Source organism: Roseisalinus antarcticus (genome assembly GCF_900172355.1).
GTDB lineage: Bacteria > Pseudomonadota > Alphaproteobacteria > Rhodobacterales > Rhodobacteraceae > Oceanicola > Oceanicola antarcticus_A.
Genome location: NZ_FWFZ01000007.1, coordinates 93,517 through 111,143, shown reverse-complemented (window position 1 = coordinate 111,143; position 17,627 = coordinate 93,517). Strand labels below are relative to the sequence as shown.

Here is a 17,627-nt window from a genome sequence, read left to right as displayed (position 1 = left end):
ATGGGCAAATGGCACTTTCTTGGCAATTCCCGCGTCAGGCTCGGGCCGGTTCGGGCAGCCGAAGCCGCAACAGCAGCGCAACAGCCCCGCATTTCAGCACGATCGGCACCAGGCCATAGAGCAGCGTCAGCGCGGTCAGCGCGGCCTGCCCGTTGTCCTGCCCCGACACGAAGCCCACCGCATCGAGGGCCGGCAGCAGCACGGCGGCCGCGATCGCCAGCGTCAGCTTGTTGACCAGCGACCACAGCCCGAACCCCTGCCCGCCGTTGGGCGCGATCTCGGCCATCCTGCGGGCGAAGAGGGCGGGCATCAGGGTGAGGTCCGCGCCGATGGCGGCGCCGGACGCGAGGCAGATCACCGCAAAGATCGCGGCATCCCCGGCCCCCAGCGTCAGGGTCGTCGCGAACGAAAGGATCGCCAGCACCATCGCCGCCAGCAGGGCCCGGCGGGTGCCGAACCGCTCGGCCCCCGCCGACCACAGCGGCGCCGAGACCGCCGCCGCGAGAAAGAACAGCACAAGCAGCGGCCCCTCCCAGCCCGGCGCGTCCAGCCGGCTTTCGACGTAGAACAGGAACAGCGTGGATGAGACCGCCAGCGGCGTCGCGTTGACCAGCGCCAGCACGAGGAGTTTGCGGGCAGAAGCGTCGGAGAGGATATCGCGGATCGGCGTCGCCTCGGGCCGGGCGCGTCCGGTCCACTCCGGCCACATGACGAGGGTGGCGAGCAGGGTGACCGCCGCGAAGCCCCAGGCGAAGACGGCAAAGGGGCTGTCTGCCAGTGAGGTCAGCGCCGTCGGCGCCACTGCCGCGATGCAGACGCCGGTCAGCGCCCCGGTCTCGCGCCAGGCGGCAAGACGCACGTGCCCGCCCCGGACCTGGCCCGCCTTGGCCACGCCCTGCGCATAGAAACAGATCGTCAGAAAGCTGAACGCGCTGAACAGCCCGGTGATCGTGATCGCGAACCAGACCAGTGGCGCGATCGGTGGCACGACAGCGAACAGCCCCAGCATCGACAGCGCCAGAACCGCCGCCCCTGCCCCGACCCAGAGCGCCCGGCCACGGTTGATCCGCTCTGCCAGCCAGCCCAGCGCCGGGTCCTGCACGAAGTCCAGCACCCGCAGCGCGAACAGGACCGCGCCCAGCGCGGTAAGGCTCACGCCATAGCTGTCGGCGTAGAATTTCGGCGCGTAGATATAGATCGGAAGCCCGGCCCCCGAAAGGACCGCGGCAAACAGCGAATAGGCCGGGAGCCGCCCCGCGGCCGCCCGGCTGATCAACGGCTGACCTCGTCGGTCGGCGGCTCCGGGCGGGCCCGGAATCGCGCACCCTTCCACCAGAGCTTCAGCGCCTGCCAGTGGATCAGCGCCAGCACCCGGCGCGACCCCAAGGGCCGGCGCAGCGCAGCCCGCAGGATGCCGGCGTTGGTCAGCGGACGGCGAAGGCCGGAGAGGGTCGCGGTCACGCCGTCATCGCTCTCGGAGCGATAGCCGATGCGAATGTCGATCCGGTCCCGCCGGATGTCGAAACGGAAGGAATAATCGCCGTCGATCGGCTGGAACGGCGAGACATGAAAGATCTTGCGCGAGGTCAGCGTGTCCTCGCCCGTGACCGGGCGCAGGTCGTCGTGATGGCACAGGTAGGAATGGCGGTCACCGAAGGTGTTCGTCACCTCGGCGATGACGGCCCGCAGCACGCCGTCGGCACCATGGCACAGCCAGAAGCTGACCGGGTTGAAGACATGGCCCAGCACCCTCGGTTGCGCCAGAAGCAGGATCGGCCCGGGCAGGTCCAGCCCGGCCGCGGCCAGAACCTCCCGCACCCAGGGCGCCCCCTGCCCGGCCTTGCGCGGCCCGCCGTGGTCGCTGTCGCGCAGACCGAAGAGATTGGCACTGTTGCGCGAAAAGAGCAGGGGACCGCGCGTCGCCGCCTCGGCATTGCAGAGGATATAGTCGATGGAATAGCGGAACGCGTTGGCCGTCCGCCCGCGGCGGCCGTGATAGGTCTCTCCCGCGATATGCTCCAACCCGGCCGGTGCCGCGCTCCCCTCGCGCGGGCCGGGCCGCAGACCGATCTGTGCCGCGTCGTCGGGCATCACTCTGCCGCCACGGCCTGGGGCACACCGCGATTGAGCGCATCGGCCACCATCAGCCCAGAGGCGAGGCCGTCCTCGTGGAACCCGTTGCGCATCCAGGCCCCGCAGAACCAGGTCGCATTGTCGCCGTTCATCCTTTGCGCGGCCTTTTGCGCTTCCATCGCCTCCAGGTCGTAGACAGGATGGCGCAGGGTGACCTGATCCCAGATCAGGCTTTCGTCGATCTGGCGCGTGGTGTTCAGGGTGACGAACACCTGCTCGTCGACCAGCCAGCGCTGCAGGGAGTTCATCCAGTAGGTCAGGTCGATCCGCTCGCTGACCTTGGCCGGATTCTCGGTATAGACCCAGCTTGACCAGGCCCTGCGCCGCTTTGGCATGATGCTTGTGTCGCCGTGCAGGACCACGTCGTTGGGCTGATAGCGGATCGCGCCCAGCACCGCCTGTTCCTCCGGGGTGGCGTCGGCCAGCAGGCGCAGAGTGTCGTCCGAATGGGTTGCGAACACGACCTCGTCGAAGAGCTCCCACTCGCCGCCCGTGCCGCGCACCTCGACCCCGAGCGGCCCCCGACGGACGCCGGCCACCGGCGCGCCGAGCCGCATCTCGACCCCGCGCGCCTCCATCGAGCGGGCGATGCGGCCGACATATTCGACCGACCCGCCCTCGACCGTGTACCAATCGTGCTGGCCGGTCGCCTGCAACAGATTGTGGTTCTCGAAGAAGGTCATCATGGTGCTGGCCGGAAAATCGAGGACCTTTTCCTTGGGCGTCGACCAGATCGCGCCCGACATCGGCAGCAGGTACTTGTCGCGGAACCACGACCCCAGCCGCAGCTTCTCGACCAGCCCGCCGATCGTCAGCCCGTCTTCCTGCGCGGCCTCCAGCGCGTGGCGGTTGAACCGCAGAAGGTCGCGCATCATCCGCAGATAGGCCGGACGGACTGCGTTCGCCGGCTGCGCGAAGAGGGCGCCGAGGCTCTCCAGCCCGTATTCGAACCGCCCCCCGTCGAAGGAGGCGCCGAAGCTCATGTTCGACATGCGCACCGGCACGTCGAGTTCGGCGAAAAGCTCGGCGAGGTTGGGATAATTGGCATAGTTGAAGACGATGAAGCCGGTGTCGACCACCAGATCCCCGTTCCGCCCCGCAGGCCGTGTGCGCGCGTGACCGCCGAGCCGCGGCTCGGCTTCATAGAGAACGACCCGATGATGCGCGGCCAGCCTGTGCGCTGCTCCCATCCCCGAAATACCTGCCCCTATTACTGCGATCGTCCTGGGCGCGGTCGTCCCGGTCTCGAATGGCATGCGCTCTGTCGTCCTGTTTTTATTGATACTCGCCTTGATACGAGGACTACGCCGCCTCGGATGAAACAGAAACTGTGAAAAAACGTGATCCGGTTCGGCACCTGATGCGTAAAGACGTCATGTTGACGCCGACAGAACCAAACACCAGACGAGAGGCGCACGGCCTGCCGCCGGGAATGACCCCGGACCAGGCATATCCGCCGACCGTAGGGAGCAGCACTGGCATGACGCCCGTGACGAAGACAGACCGGCTGAGCTGGGTCGCCGAACTGGAGGCGATCCGCGACCGGCAGGACCAGGGCGCCTTCGCGGCCCTGTTCAGGCATTTCGCGCCGCGGGTTAAGGCCTACCTGATCAAGTCGGGGTCGGCCCCCGAAATGGCCGAGGAGGTGACCCAGGACGTCATGGCGACGCTCTGGCGAAAGGCGCATCTGTTCGACGGCGGCCGCGCCAGCGTCAGCACCTGGGTGTTCACGATCGCTCGGAACCGCCGGATCGACCTGGTGCGCCGCTATCAGCGGCCAGAGCCCGAGGACCTGCCCTGGGGCCCCGAAGCGGAACCGGAACAGGACGAGGCGATCGTCCTGCAGGAAGAGACGGACAAACTGGGCAAGGCGTTGAAGTCATTGCCCGAAAAGCAGAGAACCCTGATCGAGAGGGCCTATTTCGGAGAGCTGAGCCATTCCGAAATCGCCGAGGAAACCGGCCTGCCATTGGGAACGATCAAATCACGAATAAGGTTGGCGCTGGAACGGTTGCGCCACGAAATGAGGTAACGACGTGGACCGAAATGAAACCATCAAGCATCACCTGTCCGATGCGCTCCTGATGAATTACTCCGCCGGGACCCTGCCCGAAGCCTTCGATCTGGCGGTGGCCGCGCATGTGTCGCTTTGCGACAGTTGCCGCGCCCGGATGATGGCGTTCGACACGGTTGGCGGCGCTGTCCTGGAAAGCACCGAAGAGGCCGAGGTCTCCGAAGACAGCCTGGCCGCGACCCTGCGCCTGATCGAGACCGCGCCGGCTGAAAAGCCGCTCCCCGTCCGGCGCGGCGGTGTGCTGCCGACACCGATCCAGCGCTATGTGGGCGGCGACGTGGACGCGGTGTCATGGCGACGTCTGGGCGGCGGCGTCTACGATTCGGTGATCCCGGTGCAGGGCGAGGCCAAGGTCCGCCTGCTGCGCATCCCGGGCGGCGCCGCGGTTCCGGACCACGGGCATGAGGGCGGCGAGCTGACCCTCGTGCTGAAAGGCGCCTACCGGGACGAGATCGACCGCTTCGGGCCGGGCGACGTGGAATTCGCCGATGACGATTTGAACCACACCCCCGTGGCCGAAACCGGCGAGGATTGCATCTGCCTGGCCGCGACCGAGGCGCCGTTGAAGTTCCGCAAGCTGCTGCCCCGCATCGCCCAGCGCGTCATGCGGATCTGAGCGTCGCGCCCCCCGGGGGCCGGGACGCGGATTGCGACGGGGGCCTTTCGTTTCCCGTCGGAAATCCGATAAGCGGGGGCTAGGACACGCGCCTGTGTCGCGACAGCCCGGCCTGCGGGGACAAGGATGACAGCACCGCCGCTGACGGAAGATTGCGCAAGCTGTGCCGCTTTGTGCTGCGTCGGCCTGGCGTTCGACCGGGGCGCAGCCTTTGCACTGGACAAGCCTGCCGACACGCCCTGTCCGCACCTGACGGGTGCCGGGCTGTGCGGCATCCACGGCAACCGAGACGCGCACGGCTTTTCCGGCTGCACCCGCTACACATGCAACGGGGCCGGGCAATACGTCACCAAGCGGATGTTCGACGGCGCGTCCTGGCAGCGGGATCCGTCGATCCTCGCGCCGATGACCGCCGCCTTCCGGGATCTCGCGCAGGTGCAACAGCTGCGGGTTTTGTTGCAGGCGGCCGAATCGCTTCCCCTGCCGGACGACGCGCGATCAGAGCTTGCCCGGTTTCAAACCGCTCTCATCCCGGCCGAGGGCGCGGTCTGGACCCCCGAGGCGCTTGAACGTCTGCTGTCTGGCCCGGTGCCCGGCGACATCCGGCGGTTTCTGAAAGGGCTGAAGGCCTATGTCCCGGCGCCTAGTGCCCGTCGTCCGCCGCCCATGCGATCGGAACCTGCCGGTGGAACACCCGCATGTAGCCGTCGCCGCCGGGGCTGAGGAAGAAGGTGTGCCCGCTGTAGGTTCCGCTGACCTCGTAGAATTCCGCGCCACGGCTGACATGGCCCGCCCGGCCATGGGCGGACCCCGCGCAGATCCGTGCGCCGCCGCCGCAGGGCACCAGGCGATAGGTCCGCATGCTGCCATGTTCGGGCGCGACCACATGCAGGGCGCCGTCCTCGAAGGGCAGCGTCTGATAGGCATCCTGAAGGTCGTTCCGCACATCGGATGAAAAGCGCGTTTCGGGGCGCGGCCCCTCGGGCGTCATCTCGCAGGCCGAAAGACCAACCAGCGCCGCAGCGATCCAGATCATACGCATCTTACCATTTCCCCAAGAATGCTTGTGTTTCCCGATACTCACCTAGCCTTGCGGCGCAGACAAGGGAACAATCCGCCCGCGATCCTCGTCCGGCGCCATTTCCTCGAAATCGAAATTGTCGAGCCTGTGCGCCCGCTTCCCCGCCCGCTCGGACGCGGTTAGGATCCCCGACACGTCGTCATTGGCCTGCCGCAGGTGGGTTTCCAGCTTGCCCGCCCGCTCGGCGATCAGGTCGACGTCGCGGTGCAGCTGGTGCAGCGCCTTGCGGATCGCCCCGGCCTGCTCGCGCATCCGCGCATCCTTGAGGATCGCCCGCATGGTGTTGAGCGTGGCCATGCAGGTCGTCGGCGAGACGATCCAGACCCGGGCGGCGAACCCCTCGCGCACGATGTCGGGGAAGTTGCCGTGCAGCTCGGCATAGATCGCCTCGGACGGCAGGAACATCAGCGCCCCGTCCGCCGTCTCGCCCTCGAGGATGTATTTCTCCGAGATCGCCCGGATATGCGCCCGGAGCGCCGCCCTGAAATCCCGGACGGCGGCCTTGGCCTCCTGCTCGGTGACGGCGTTGCGCAGGGCCTCGTAGGGCTCCAGCGGGAACTTGCTGTCGACGACGATGGGGCCGGTGGGGCTGGGCAGGTGGATCAGGCAATCCGCCCGCCGCCCGTTCGAAAGCGTCGCCTGCAGGGTATAGCTGTCCGACGGCAGCGCCTTGCCGACGATGTCGTTGAGCTGGATTTCCCCGAACGCGCCCCGGGTCTGCTTGTTCGACAGGATGTCCTGCAGCGACAGCACGTCCCCCGAGAGCTTGGTGATGTTGGACTGCGCCTTGTCGATCACCGAGAGCCGCTGCTGCAACTCGCCCAGCGACTGCGCGGTGCTGCGCGAGGAGGAGCCGAGCGACTGGGTCATGGCCTCGGTCACATTGGCCAGCCGCTGTTCCATCAGGGTCAGGGTCCGCGCCTGGGCCGCCGCCTGCGCGTCCGACACCGCCGAGAGCCCACCGAAAAGCTGCTGTTGCCCGTCGGCCAGCGCGTGGACCCGGGCGTTCACCCCGCCCATCTGCCGCGCCAGATCCTCGGCCACCTGGGCCGAGGCGCCCGCGCGGCGCACCGCCGTGATCAGCAGAACGAACAGCAGGACCACCAGCAGGCCCGCAACCAGCGCCCCGACGACCATCGGGTCGGACAACGCGAAACTCTGTCCGCCGATCTCGATCATGTGCGCCCGAAGAGCCGCTCTATGTCCGACAGCTTGAGCTCCACATAGGTGGGCCGGCCGTGGTTGCACTGGCCGGAATGGGGCGTCGCCTCCATCTCGCGCAGCAGGGAGTTCATCTCTTCGGGCCGCATCTGCCGCCCGGACCGGATCGAGCCATGACAGGCCACGCGCGACAGGATCGCGTCGAGCCGCGAGCGCAGTGCGCCGGATTCACCAAGGTCGGACAATTCGTCGAGGATGTCGCGCACCAGAGCGGCCGCGTCGACCTCGCCCAGAATAGCCGGCGTCTCGCGCACGGCGATTGCGCCGCCGCCGAAGGGCTCGATCGCAAGGCCAAGCCGCGACAGCGCCTCGGCGTGAGAGAGCAGGAGCGTGGCCTCGGTCTCGTCCAGCTCCACGATCTCGGGGATCAGAAGCGCCTGCGCCGCGACGCCGGCCTCGTCCATCTGGCGTTTGAGCTTTTCATAGACGAGCCGTTCGTGGGCGGCATGCTGATCGACCACGACGATGCCGGTCGCGGTCTGGGCGATGATGTAATTCTCGTGGACCTGCGCCCTTGCCGCCCCGAGCGGGGCTGCCTGCTGCGCTGCGTCCTGAGTGCTGTCGGACTCGGACGGCGCAGACGCACCGGCATCGGCCCGGACGGACGGCGCCTGGAATTCGTTGAAGCCGTCAAAGCCGTGACCCATCGGCCGCGAGCTGCCGCGACGGTCCATCTGGTAGACCCGCCCCGGCGCCGACGGCCCCGGGGCGGGTTCGGGCCGGAACGCGCCCAGTGTTGCGCCGGCAACGGTCGAGGAGGCGCGGTGCCCCGCCTCGGCCAGCGCGTGGCGCAGGCCCGAGACGATCAGGCCGCGCACGGTGCCCGCCTCGCGGAACCGGACCTGGCTCTTGGCGGGGTGCACGTTGACGTCGACCATGTGCGGGTCGCAATCAATGAACAGAACCGCCGCCGGGTGACGGTCGCGGCTGAGGAAATCCATGTAGGCGCCGCGCAAGGCGCCGATCAACAGCTTGTCGGCGACAGGGCGGCCGTTGACGAACAGGAACTGCTGCACGCTCGATCCGCGCGAATAGGTGGGCAGCGCCGCGTGGCCGATCAGGTGGTATCCCTCGCGCTCGGCGTTCAGGGGCACGGCGTTGTCGGCGAAGTCGCGGCCCAGAACCTGGGCCGTGCGGCCGTGGAGCGCATTGAACAGGTCGCCGGTCTGGGCGTCGGCGCGAAAGATCGTCCGCGGCGCTTCGCCGGACAGGTCGTTCAATGTGAAGCTGATGAACGGCTCGGCCAGCGCCAGCCGTTTGACGGTTTCGGCGATCGCCTGCGCCTCGGCCCGGTCGGTGCGCAGGAACTTCAGGCGCGCGGGCGTCGCGTGGAACAGATCGCGCAGCTCGACCCGCGTGCCGGCGGTGATCGCGGCCGGCCGCACGGCATTCGCCCGGCCGCCGTTGACCGAGATCTCGGCCCCCTCGGCCCCCGCCCGGCTGGTGATCGTCAGCCGCCCGACCGCCCCCAGCGACGGCAGCGCCTCGCCCCGGAATCCGAAGGTGGTGATGTCCAGCAGGTCGGACCCGTCGATCTTGGAGGTCGCGTGACGGCAAAGCGCAAGCGGCAGATCCTGCGCTGTCATGCCGCACCCGTCGTCCGTCACCCGGATCAGGCGCTTGCCGCCATCGGCATAATCGACGGTGATCCGGTACGCCCCGGCATCGACCGCGTTCTCGACCAGTTCCTTGACCGCAGAGGCCGGGCGCTCGACCACTTCGCCGGCGGCGATGCGATTGATCGCGCCCTCGTCGAGTTGCCGGATCACACGGCGAGCTTCGCTTATCTTGGGGTCAGGAACGGCCATGCCCCTAGGGATAGCATGGCCGCCCGCGATTCTGCGAGGGGAAATGGCGGCGTTGCGCCCCCGGGCGGCCCCGCGCCGCGCCCACGCCCTCAATTCGTGCCGACGACGCCCTCGGGCTGGCCCACGACCACGAAATGGAGCGCCTCGGGCTTCAGAAGTGCGCCCGCCACGCGGTTGATGTCCTCGAGCGTCACCGCGTTCATCCGGTCGTTCCGGGTGGCGATGTAATCCGCCGGCAGACCCGTGAACTGCATGCCGACGAGGATGTTGGCGATCCGGGCATTGCCGTCGAACCGCAGCGGATAGGCGCCGGTGATATAGGTCTTGGCCTCGGCCAGCTGCTCGGCGGTCACTCCGTCTTCGGCCATCCGGGCCCATTCATCGCGAATGACCTCTATCGCCTCGCCGATCCGGTCGTTGGCCGAGGCAACGGACCCGAGGTAGAGGTCGGCGTGATCCTTGGCCACAAGGTAGCTGCCCACCCCGTAGGTCAGCCCGCGCTTTTCGCGGACCTCCTCCATCAGGATGCTCTGCCGGCCCGACCCGCCGAGGATCTCGTTCAGGATGTAGGCGGCGAAGTAATCCGGGTCCTCGCGGTCCATGCCGGCATGGCCGAACAGGGCGACGGATTGCGGCGATGGAAACTCGATCACCGTCTGCCCGCCAGAGATCCCGACGGCCACGTCCTCGGGCAGCGGCGGGCCGCTGTCGGGCAGGCCGTCGAACAGGGTGTCGAGCATCGCTCCCAGCTCTTCCGGCGTGATGTCGCCCACGACGGCGACGGACGCGCGGTCCCGCACGATCGTGTCGTCGAACGATTGCAACAGGTCGTCGCGCGTCAGGGCCGACACGCTCTCGATCGTTCCGTTGAGGTCCGATCCATAGGGATGCGCCCCGAACGCCTCGCGGTAGAATGTCTCGCTCGCGATGTCGTTGGGGTCTTGCGCGTCGGAGCGGATGTTGGACAGCACCTGCCCGCGCACCCGCTCGATCGCCGGCTCGTCAAAGCGCGGATCGGTCAGCGACTGGTTCAGGAGGGCCACGGCCGCGTCGCGGTTGTCGGTCAGGAACCGGGCCGACACGGTGAGCGCGTCGTCGTAGACGTCATAGCTGAACTCGGCAGCCATGGTCTCCAGCTCGATCTGGAAGGCCTGCGCATCGAGATCGCCGGACCCCTCCTCGATCAGGGCGGTCATCAGGTTCGCCGCGCCGCGCTTGCCCTCGCGGTCCAGGGACGCCCCGCCGCGAAAGAAGATCTCGACCGCGACAAAGGGAATCTCGTGGGTCTCGACAAGCCAGGCGTCGGTGCCGCCGGGCGAGGTCACTTCCTGAACCTCGATCTCGGCCTGGGCCGTGGCCGCGCAGAGGGTCATGACGGCGGCAAGGGCAAGGCGGATCATTGGGACAGCTCCTCGGTCGGGCCCTCGGCGGGCGGCGTTATGTAAGTGGTGACCGAACGCCTCGGGTCGAAGACGACCTGCGCGGCCGCCATCACGTCCTCTGCGGTCACGGCTTGCAGGATCTCGGGCCAGGCTTGCAGATCCTCGACCGTGAGGCCCGAAGTCAGGCCCTGGCCGTAGCGCCGCGCAAGCCCCTGAACGTCGTCGCGGGCATAGATCTGCGCCGCCTTCTGTTGGTTGCGGATGCGCTCCATCGCCTCGGGGTCCGGCCCGTCCGCCAGGAATTGCGCGATTACAGCGTCCATCGCCGCCTCGCCCTCTTCCAGCGTCACGCCGACACTGGGGGCCAGCGAGATCGTGAAGGTGGTGTCGTCCAGCGAGATCCCGTCATACCCCGCGCCGGTGTAGACCGCGACATCGCTGTCGAATTGCAGGGCCTTGCCAAGCTCGGACGTGAAGGGCGAGCCGCCGATGAGATCGGCGAGATAGACCAGCGCCGCGGCCGCGGTCTGATCGCCCGCGTCCCGCTCTGGCGCGAGGTAGCTGCGCAGCAGGTAGGGCTGGGCGACGCGCGGATCCTCGAAAACCAGTCGACGCGGGGCGGTCTGGGGGGGCTCTTCGGAGCGGAAGCGGTCGGGCAGCTGCGGCTCGGCCGGGATCGGGCCGTAATAATCCTCGGCCAGGGCCAGCACCTCTTCGGGGACCACGTCGCCGGCGACCACGAGGATGGCGTTGTTGGGCGAATAGTAGAGGTCGTAGAACGACAGCGCGTCCTCCAGCGACAGGGTCTCCATCTCGTGCTTCCAGCCGATGATCGGGACGCCATAGCGATGGTTCAGGTATTGCGAGGCCATCATCTGTTCGCGCGCCAGGGCGCCGGGACGCGCCTCGACCCGCTGGTTGCGCTCTTCCAGGATCACGTCGCGTTCGGTCGCGATGTCCTCGGGCGTCAGCCGCAGGTCGTTCATCCGGTCCGCTTCCATCCGCATCATCAGCTCCAGCCGGTCGGCGGCGACCCGTTGGAAATACGCGGTGTAATCGTAGGAGGTGAAGGCGTTGTCGGAGCCGCCGTTGGCCGCGACGGTGGCCGAGAACTCGCCCGAGGCCAGATCGTCGGTCGCCTTGAACAGCAGATGCTCGAGGAAATGCGCGACGCCGGACGCGCCCGGAGGCTCGTCGGCGGAGCCCGCGCGATACCACACCATGTGGGTGACGACGGGGGCGCGGTGATCCTCGATCACCACGACGTTCATGCCGTTGTCGAGGGTGTAGGTCGTGACCTGATCCTGCGCCGCGACCGCGGCCGGCAGAAGAAGAAAGGCACAGAGCAACCTGAGCATGGCGGATCCTTTGCTGGAAAACCTGATCCGGAATCTACGCTCGATCCCGCCCGGTGCAAGGTTCGCCACGCGCTTGTGACCGCAGCGCGACCGCTATTGCGCGGGGGGCGGGGCCGTGGGCGTGGCGACGCCGAGCTGCCGGAACCGCCGGGTTTCGGCCTGCGCGTCCAGCGATTGCGGCGCATAGGCGCGAAAATACCTGTCGCCGCCGAAGATGCCGAGGCCGACAGCCGCCCGGCGACCCCGGAACGCCGCGTCTTCCTCTGCAAGTGTCCGGCGGATCCCCTGCGGCACGCCATAGCGGCCCGCCGCCGTCAGCAGCGCCGTGTCGCCTGCGGGGATGCCCCCGGCATAGGCCGCGCCCGCGTTGCCGCCGAGCGCCGCGATACCCTCGCCGATCGGGTTGCGATCGACCCGGTTTGCCCCGCCCGGCGTGGGCGGGGGCAGGGCGTTCAGATTGTCCGGAATCTCAAGCGGCTGCACCGGCAGGACCGAGAATTCGTCCGGTCCCGGCCCGTTCGATTGAAAGCTGCGCAGCCCGTCCGGCCCGGCGCAGGCGGCGACGGCAAAGCAGGCAAGAATGGCGAGCGCGAAACGCGACATGGGGCCCTCCCACTGGGTTTGGCCTTGAGGTTTAGCGCAGGGCGGCCGGTTCGTCACGCGCTGTTTCGGCGTTTGCCGTTGCCCGCGCCGGATCCGCGGCCGGTGAAGATCACGAGACCCAGCGCCCCGGCAAAGACGCCCATGTCGGCGACGTTGAAGGCGAACGGGTTGTTGATCCCGCAACAGGACATGTTGATGAAATCCGCCACCGCGCCGTAGAGGACGCGATCCACCACGTTGCCCATGGCGCCGCCGACCAGCAGCCCGGCCGACAGGTAGGTCATGCGCGACCCGCCCTCGCGCCCGATCCAGACCAGCACGAAGGCCGACACCGCCACCGCGATCCCCACCAGCAGCCAGCGGGCGTCGAACCCGGCGAAGAGGCCGAAGTTCACGCCCCGGTTCCACGCCATGCGAAAGGTCAGCAGCGGCGGCACGACGTCGATCACCATGCGGGTCATCAGGTCCATGCCATGAACGACGATCCACTTGGTGGCCTGGTCGATCAGGAAGACCCAGAAGGCCGTCCAGTATGTCACGCGCATCGGTCCGCCCTCCCGTTAATGTCTGAAATGCCGCATGCCGGTAAAGACCATGGCCAGCCCGGCCTCGTCGGCGGCGGCGATCACCTCGTCGTCGCGCACCGATCCGCCCGGCTGGATCACGGCCGTCGCCCCGGCCTCGGCCGCGGTCAACAGCCCGTCCGCGAAGGGAAAGAACGCGTCGGAGGCCACGACCGACCCTTCGGTCGGCGGCGCGGGCAGGCCCAGCGCCTCGGCCATGTCTGCGGCCTTGCGGGCCGCGATGCGGGTGCTGTCGACCCGGCTCATCTGGCCGGCACCTACACCGACGGTCGCGCCGTCCTTCGCATAGACGATGGCGTTGGACTTAACGTGCTTTGCGACGGTCCATGCAAACAGCAGGTCCGCCATCTCCCGCTCGGTCGGGGCCTTCCTGGTCACGACCTTCAGCGCGTCGGGCGACAGCCGCCCGGTGTCCTTGTCCTGCACCAGCATCCCCCCCGAGACCTGCCGATAGGTCAGCGACGGCGCCGCCATGTTGGCCAGCCCGGGAGAGATCAGCAGGCGCAGGTTCTTCTTTTTCGCAAAGATGTCGCGGGCGTCATGGTGCACGCCGGGGGCGATGACGACCTCGGTGAAGATCTCGGCGATCGCCTGCGCCGTCTCGCCATCAAGCGGCGCGTTCAGCGCCACGATCCCGCCGAAGGCAGAGGTGCGGTCGCAGTCGAAGGCGCGCCCGTAGGCCTCGCGCAGGGTGGCGCCCCGGGCGACGCCGCAGGGGTTGGCATGTTTGACGATGACACAGGCGGGGCCGTCGGCGGGCAGGAACTCCGACACCAGCTCGAACGCGGCGTCGGTGTCGTTGATGTTGTTGTAGGACAGCTCCTTGCCCTGCAATTGCGTCGCGGTCGCCACCCCGGCCCGGTCGCTGCCGTCGGTGTAGAACGCGGCCGCCTGATGCGGGTTCTCGCCATAGCGCAGGGTCTGCGCCAGCGTGCCGGCAAAGGCGCGGCGGCGCGGCGCGGGCGCGTCCAGCGCCCTGGCCATCCAGCCCGAGACCGCGGCATCGTAGGCGGCGGTGCGGGAATAGGCGGTCAGCGCCAGTTTCTGGCGAAAGGCGTAGGAGGTCTGGCTGTCATGCGACGCCATCTCGGCCAGCAGCGCGTCGTAATCCTCGGGGTCGGTCACCACGGCGACATGGACGTGGTTCTTGGCCGCCGCGCGAATCATCGCCGGGCCGCCGATGTCGATATTCTCGATCGCGGTGTCATAATCGGCTCCGGCGGCCACGGTCGCCTCGAACGGGTAGAGGTTCACCACCAGCAGGTCGATCGGCAGGATGCCGTGGTCGTCCATCGCCGCGACGTGGCTGTCCTTGTCCCGCAGCGCCAACAGCCCGCCGTGGACCTTGGGGTGCAGGGTCTTGACCCGGCCATCCATCATCTCGGGGAAACCGGTAAGGTCGGAGACGTCGCGCACCTCCAGCCCCTCGTCGCGCAGCATCTGGGCAGAGCCGCCGGTCGACAAGAGCTCGACGCCGTGGTCGGCAAGGGCGCGGGCCAAGTCCAGCAGACCGGTCTTGTCCGAGACGGACAGCAGAGCGCGGCGCAGGGGGGCGAGATCAGTCATGGGCTCTCCTCGGCTTCCAGGTCCGCGAATGGGTCGGTCTCGGCCAGATCGCGCATGACGTTCGGCGTTTCCCGCGCTTTGGCCAGCGACCAGCGGACGCGCGTCGCATAGGCCATGGCGCGGCCGGATAAAACCACCTGTTTCGCAGCGCGCGGCCGCAGCCGCCCCTTTTCGAGGTAAACCGACGGCTCCAGCGTCATCTCGGCGCTGCCGTCATGGCGCAGGATCCAGATCTCGCCGGACTTCAGCGCAAGGCTCACGGCCGCGCCGCTCAGATCCAGCGCGGCATCCACGTCGGGGTGCAGATGAAACCGAACCGAGAACGGAACCCCCCCGGGCGTGCCGCCGTGCAACTGCCGGTCGAACCGGGATTCGTCGCCGTCCGACAGGGTGGCCAGCACATCCTCGCCCACCAGGCCGCGCCCGTCGATGGTCAGCTCAAGTGTCCGCGCATGGGTCAGGCCGTGGGACATCCGATAGCCGTCATGGGCCAACTCCACCCGCATCCCGTCAGACAGGCGGCTGGTTTCGGCGATCACGTCCGCGGGGACCTCCTCCAGCCATTCCTCGAGCATCCCGTCATGCCGGGCGGGCGCGCCAAGGCGGGCCGAGGAATACCCGTCGAGCCCAAGGGTCGAATGGCTTGGCGTGGCCCGGCCCGCGCGCCGCCATGCATCGCCGAAGATGGCCCCCGACCCGCAATTGACCACAATGGGCCGCCGGCCAGAGGTCACCTCGAACGCGAGGGTCGAGGCATGGCCATCGGCCGAACTCGGCCCGGCGGGCGGCGCGGCGGCATCGGCGATGACGGTGGTGCGTCCGGCCGCGAGCCGGGCAAAGCCCATGTGAAGTGCGCCAAGGTCCGGCCGGGTCCGGGTGCCCGAGGCGGCCAGCGCCTGGTCGAGCCGCCCGTCGAGCCCCCGCCCCCCGCCATGGAACCGCGCGAGCCCCCCGTCCGCGTGGCGCAGCGCCCGCAGCGTGGGCGCGATCCGCGCGATGGCGGTGCCGAACTCGGCGGGAACGGGGCGGTCCGAGGCTGTCAGCGCCTCGACGCACCAGTTGAGCAGGGTGAGGACCTCCATCAGATGCTCGGGGCTGCGCGTCGCGAGGCCGCCATCGGCGTCGATCTGTTCATCGCAATGGCGGGCCAGCGCCTGGACGGCGGGGTCGGCGACATCGTCGTGCCCCTCGATCGACAGGCCGGCATAGATCAGGCCCGTCAGCGCCTCGAATCGCGGCAGGCCCGGCCGCGCCGCCCGCCAGCGCCGGGCCAGGAACCGGGTCTGGCCCGAGAGGCTGCGAAAGAAGGCGTCCGACGCGGGCTTGTCCTGCCCGCGCAACAGGAACTGCGCGTGGGTGATCCAGCGGATGACGCGGCGCCCGGCCACGTCCGCAGCCCAGCCCGGCCCCTGCCCCGCGCCATAGCTCGCGATCCACTCCCAGACCCAGGTCCGCGCCGTCGCGCGGGCCTTGGCGTCGCCGACGGCGGCCAGATCGTCGAGCCAGGTGAACCCGTGCATCGCCTCGGCAAAGGCGCTGCCGGGCGGCGCAATGGACCAGAGGCTCTTTCCCTCGGTCTCGACCAGGTGGCCGGCAAACAGGATGTTGCCCGCGCAAAGCTGCCGGCCCTTGGCGAAATGTCCGATGGACCGGGGCTCGGGCGACGAGACAAAGCCCGTCGCCCGTCCGCGCCGGGCTTGCACCCGAGCTTGCAGACGGTTCAGCAGGCGCGTCGTGCGCGCGGACCGGATGCGGACGTTGACCAAGTTCTGCTGCCTCACAGCGGGGGCATGAAGCCCCTCGTTCTTGGGGAGAGAGGATAGCGGCCTTGGCAGCTCAAGTCACGCGCGCTTTCGCAGCGTGGCGATATAGAACCCGTCCATCCCGCCGCTGTCGCCCCAGAAATCCGGCCTCAGGCGCAGCCCTCCTTCGGACGAACGCCAGTCCGCCTCGATCCACGGCCAGTCCGGCAACGGGTCGACGGCAAGCCCGGGGTCGGCGGCCAGCGCCGCGTCGATCTGCGCCTCGCCCTCGTCGGGCAGCAGCGAGCAGGTGCAATAGACCAGCCGCCCGCCGGGTTTGAGCAGGGTCAGCGCATGAGACAGAAGGTCGGCCTGCAGGTCGATGAGGCCCGCGAACTCCGCCCCGTCCTTGGCGTGGGGCAGATCCGGGTGGCGGCGGATCGTGCCGGTCGCCGAACAGGGCGCGTCCAGCAGGATCGCGTCCCAGCCGCCCACGTCGAAGCTGCGGGCATCGGCGGCCTCGGTCCGCGCGGGCAACCTGCAGCGGGCAAGGTTCTCGGCCAGCCGGGCCAGCCGCGCCTCGGACAGATCGAGCGCCGTGACATCGGCGCCCGCGGCGGCCAGTTGCAGGGTCTTGCCCCCCGGCGCGGCGCAGAGGTCGAGGATCCGTTCCCCCGGCTGCGGCCCAAGCAGCCGCGCCGGGATCGCCGCGGCGGCGTCCTGCACCCACCACGCGCCCTCGGCATAGCCCGGCAGCGCCGAGACCTGCCCGGGATCGGCGAGCCGGACGCTGCCCGACGGCAAGAGCGTGCCGCCAAGGCTGTCGGCCAGCGCCTGCGGATCACCCTTGGCGGTCAGATCCAGCGGGGCGCCGTGGAAATGGGCGTGTTCCATCCGCTGCACCGCGCGGTCGCCCCAGGCCTCGGCCAGCGGGCGGCGCAGCCATTTGGGCAGGTTCGGCACCGGCAGGCTGTCCCATCCCTGGGTCGCGCCTTCGCCGACCTTGCGCAGCACCGCGTTCACCAGCCCGCGAAACTTTGCGGTGTGCCGCGTGGTGCCGATGATCTCGACATAGGCGTTCACCACACCATGCGGCGCGGCGCCCTGCGCGATCTCGACCGTCGCGAGGCGCAGGGCGTTGCGCACCCCGGGCGGCGGCCGGCGGGCCAGCAGCGGCTTGAGCACCCGGTCGGCCCGGCCCAATGCCCGCAGCGTATCGGTCGCAAGCCGCAGCGCACGGGCGCGGTCGCCCGCCGGCAGGGTGTCGAGCGTCGGCGTCAGCTCCGACAGCAGGCGGGCTTCGTCGGTCGCGCCGGTGACAAGGCGCAGGGCGGCGCGGCGCGGGGCCAGGCCCTTGGGATCGGAGGTCTCGGACACGGCGCGCTCCCTTGTTTCACGGATGGGGCGGGGTATATCAGACCCATCCCCGCGGCAAGCGACCCGGGCATTGAAACGGAGG

At 68.9% G+C, this 17,627-nt stretch carries 16 protein-coding genes; 3 read left to right on the top strand and 13 right to left on the bottom strand.

Annotation, left to right across the window (positions count from 1 at the left end):
• Positions 1–34: 34 nt before the first annotated feature.
• Genes ROA7023_RS08830 through ROA7023_RS08820 form a run of 3 tightly spaced genes read right to left on the bottom strand, consistent with a single transcriptional unit; the run spans position 35 to position 3,389 of the window.
• Entirely contained in the window at positions 35–1,273 is a 1,239-nt protein-coding gene (locus tag ROA7023_RS08830) for an MFS transporter (RefSeq protein ID WP_085878754.1), read from the bottom strand.
• On the bottom strand, positions 1,273–2,091 hold the full coding sequence (locus tag ROA7023_RS08825; RefSeq protein ID WP_085878655.1) for a DUF1365 domain-containing protein: 819 nt from the start codon (positions 2,089–2,091) through the stop codon (positions 1,273–1,275). The genes ROA7023_RS08830 and ROA7023_RS08825 overlap by 1 nt, the downstream gene beginning before the upstream one ends.
• Entirely contained in the window at positions 2,091–3,389 is a 1,299-nt protein-coding gene (locus ROA7023_RS08820) for an NAD(P)/FAD-dependent oxidoreductase (protein ID WP_085878654.1), read from the bottom strand. Before ROA7023_RS08820 ends, ROA7023_RS08825 begins: the two co-directional genes overlap by 1 nt.
• Positions 3,390–3,613: 224 nt before the next feature.
• Here ROA7023_RS08820 and ROA7023_RS08815 point away from each other — a divergent pair, with 224 nt between their 5' ends.
• The 3 genes from ROA7023_RS08815 to ROA7023_RS23750 all read left to right on the top strand — a co-directional run bounded on the left by ROA7023_RS08815 (position 3,614) and on the right by ROA7023_RS23750 (position 5,546).
• The gene (locus ROA7023_RS08815; protein ID WP_143535498.1) at positions 3,614–4,165 is read left to right on the top strand and encodes a sigma-70 family RNA polymerase sigma factor; all 552 of its coding nucleotides are present in this window, start codon (positions 3,614–3,616) and stop codon (positions 4,163–4,165) included.
• Positions 4,166–4,169: 4 nt separating this feature from the next.
• Complete coding sequence (locus ROA7023_RS08810; protein WP_085878652.1) at positions 4,170–4,823, top strand: ChrR family anti-sigma-E factor; 654 nt, start codon at positions 4,170–4,172, stop codon at positions 4,821–4,823.
• Between the two features lie 126 nt (positions 4,824–4,949).
• Positions 4,950–5,546, top strand: a complete 597-nt coding sequence (locus tag ROA7023_RS23750) for a hypothetical protein (protein ID WP_143535497.1) — start codon at positions 4,950–4,952, stop codon at positions 5,544–5,546.
• On the opposite strand, the gene ROA7023_RS08805 is transcribed toward ROA7023_RS23750, so the two are convergent.
• The 10 genes from ROA7023_RS08805 to ROA7023_RS08760 form a co-directional block, all read right to left on the bottom strand.
• Positions 5,467–5,865, bottom strand: a complete 399-nt coding sequence (locus ROA7023_RS08805) for a hypothetical protein (RefSeq protein WP_143535496.1) — start codon at positions 5,863–5,865, stop codon at positions 5,467–5,469. The genes ROA7023_RS23750 and ROA7023_RS08805 overlap by 80 nt on opposite strands.
• A gap of 42 nt (positions 5,866–5,907) precedes the next feature.
• Positions 5,908–7,083, bottom strand: coding sequence for a DNA recombination protein RmuC (locus ROA7023_RS08800; protein ID WP_085878650.1), 1,176 nt, complete (start codon positions 7,081–7,083; stop codon positions 5,908–5,910).
• Positions 7,080–8,933, bottom strand: coding sequence for a DNA mismatch repair endonuclease MutL (gene mutL / locus ROA7023_RS08795; RefSeq protein WP_085878649.1), 1,854 nt, complete (start codon positions 8,931–8,933; stop codon positions 7,080–7,082). The genes ROA7023_RS08800 and mutL overlap by 4 nt, the downstream gene beginning before the upstream one ends.
• A gap of 89 nt (positions 8,934–9,022) precedes the next feature.
• The gene (locus ROA7023_RS08790; RefSeq protein ID WP_085878648.1) at positions 9,023–10,333 is read right to left on the bottom strand and encodes a M16 family metallopeptidase; all 1,311 of its coding nucleotides are present in this window, start codon (positions 10,331–10,333) and stop codon (positions 9,023–9,025) included.
• A complete protein-coding gene (locus ROA7023_RS08785; protein ID WP_085878647.1) occupies positions 10,330–11,673 on the bottom strand; it encodes a M16 family metallopeptidase in 1,344 nt (447 codons plus the stop codon). Before ROA7023_RS08785 ends, ROA7023_RS08790 begins: the two co-directional genes overlap by 4 nt.
• 93 nt (positions 11,674–11,766) lie before the next feature.
• Positions 11,767–12,276: a DUF3035 domain-containing protein gene (locus ROA7023_RS08780; RefSeq protein ID WP_085878646.1), complete on the bottom strand. Its 510-nt coding sequence runs from the start codon at positions 12,274–12,276 to the stop codon at positions 11,767–11,769.
• 53 nt (positions 12,277–12,329) lie between these two features.
• Complete coding sequence (gene lspA, locus ROA7023_RS08775; protein WP_085878645.1) at positions 12,330–12,821, bottom strand: signal peptidase II; 492 nt, start codon at positions 12,819–12,821, stop codon at positions 12,330–12,332.
• 15 nt (positions 12,822–12,836) lie between these two features.
• A complete protein-coding gene (gene purH / locus ROA7023_RS08770; protein ID WP_085878644.1) occupies positions 12,837–14,426 on the bottom strand; it encodes a bifunctional phosphoribosylaminoimidazolecarboxamide formyltransferase/IMP cyclohydrolase in 1,590 nt (529 codons plus the stop codon).
• Positions 14,423–16,192 carry a heparinase II/III family protein gene (locus ROA7023_RS08765; protein WP_234992101.1) on the bottom strand — a complete coding sequence of 590 codons (1,770 nt, stop codon included), beginning with the start codon at positions 16,190–16,192 and terminating at the stop codon, positions 14,423–14,425. Before ROA7023_RS08765 ends, purH begins: the two co-directional genes overlap by 4 nt.
• A gap of 75 nt (positions 16,193–16,267) precedes the next feature.
• Positions 16,268–17,545, bottom strand: a complete 1,278-nt coding sequence (locus ROA7023_RS08760) for an RsmB/NOP family class I SAM-dependent RNA methyltransferase (protein WP_085878643.1) — start codon at positions 17,543–17,545, stop codon at positions 16,268–16,270.
• Between the last annotated feature and the right edge of the window lie 82 nt (positions 17,546–17,627).

Bases quoted from the DNA above. Each gene is read 5' to 3' on its own strand.
- ROA7023_RS08825 (WP_085878655.1), bottom strand. From the start codon at position 2,091: ATGCCCGACGACGCGGCACAGATCGGTCTGCGGCCCGGCCCGCGCGAG.
- ROA7023_RS08820 (WP_085878654.1), bottom strand. From the start codon at position 3,389: ATGCCATTCGAGACCGGGACGACCGCGCCCAGGACGATCGCAGTAATA.
- ROA7023_RS08815 (WP_143535498.1), top strand. From the start codon at position 3,614: ATGACGCCCGTGACGAAGACAGACCGGCTGAGCTGGGTCGCCGAACTG.
- ROA7023_RS23750 (WP_143535497.1), top strand. From the start codon at position 4,950: ATGACAGCACCGCCGCTGACGGAAGATTGCGCAAGCTGTGCCGCTTTG.
- ROA7023_RS08805 (WP_143535496.1), bottom strand. From the start codon at position 5,865: ATGCGTATGATCTGGATCGCTGCGGCGCTGGTTGGTCTTTCGGCCTGC.
- ROA7023_RS08800 (WP_085878650.1), bottom strand. From the start codon at position 7,083: ATGATCGAGATCGGCGGACAGAGTTTCGCGTTGTCCGACCCGATGGTC.
- mutL (WP_085878649.1), bottom strand. From the start codon at position 8,933: ATGGCCGTTCCTGACCCCAAGATAAGCGAAGCTCGCCGTGTGATCCGG.
- ROA7023_RS08790 (WP_085878648.1), bottom strand. From the start codon at position 10,333: ATGATCCGCCTTGCCCTTGCCGCCGTCATGACCCTCTGCGCGGCCACG.
- ROA7023_RS08785 (WP_085878647.1), bottom strand. From the start codon at position 11,673: ATGCTCAGGTTGCTCTGTGCCTTTCTTCTTCTGCCGGCCGCGGTCGCG.
- ROA7023_RS08780 (WP_085878646.1), bottom strand. From the start codon at position 12,276: ATGTCGCGTTTCGCGCTCGCCATTCTTGCCTGCTTTGCCGTCGCCGCC.
- lspA (WP_085878645.1), bottom strand. From the start codon at position 12,821: ATGCGCGTGACATACTGGACGGCCTTCTGGGTCTTCCTGATCGACCAG.
- purH (WP_085878644.1), bottom strand. From the start codon at position 14,426: ATGACTGATCTCGCCCCCCTGCGCCGCGCTCTGCTGTCCGTCTCGGAC.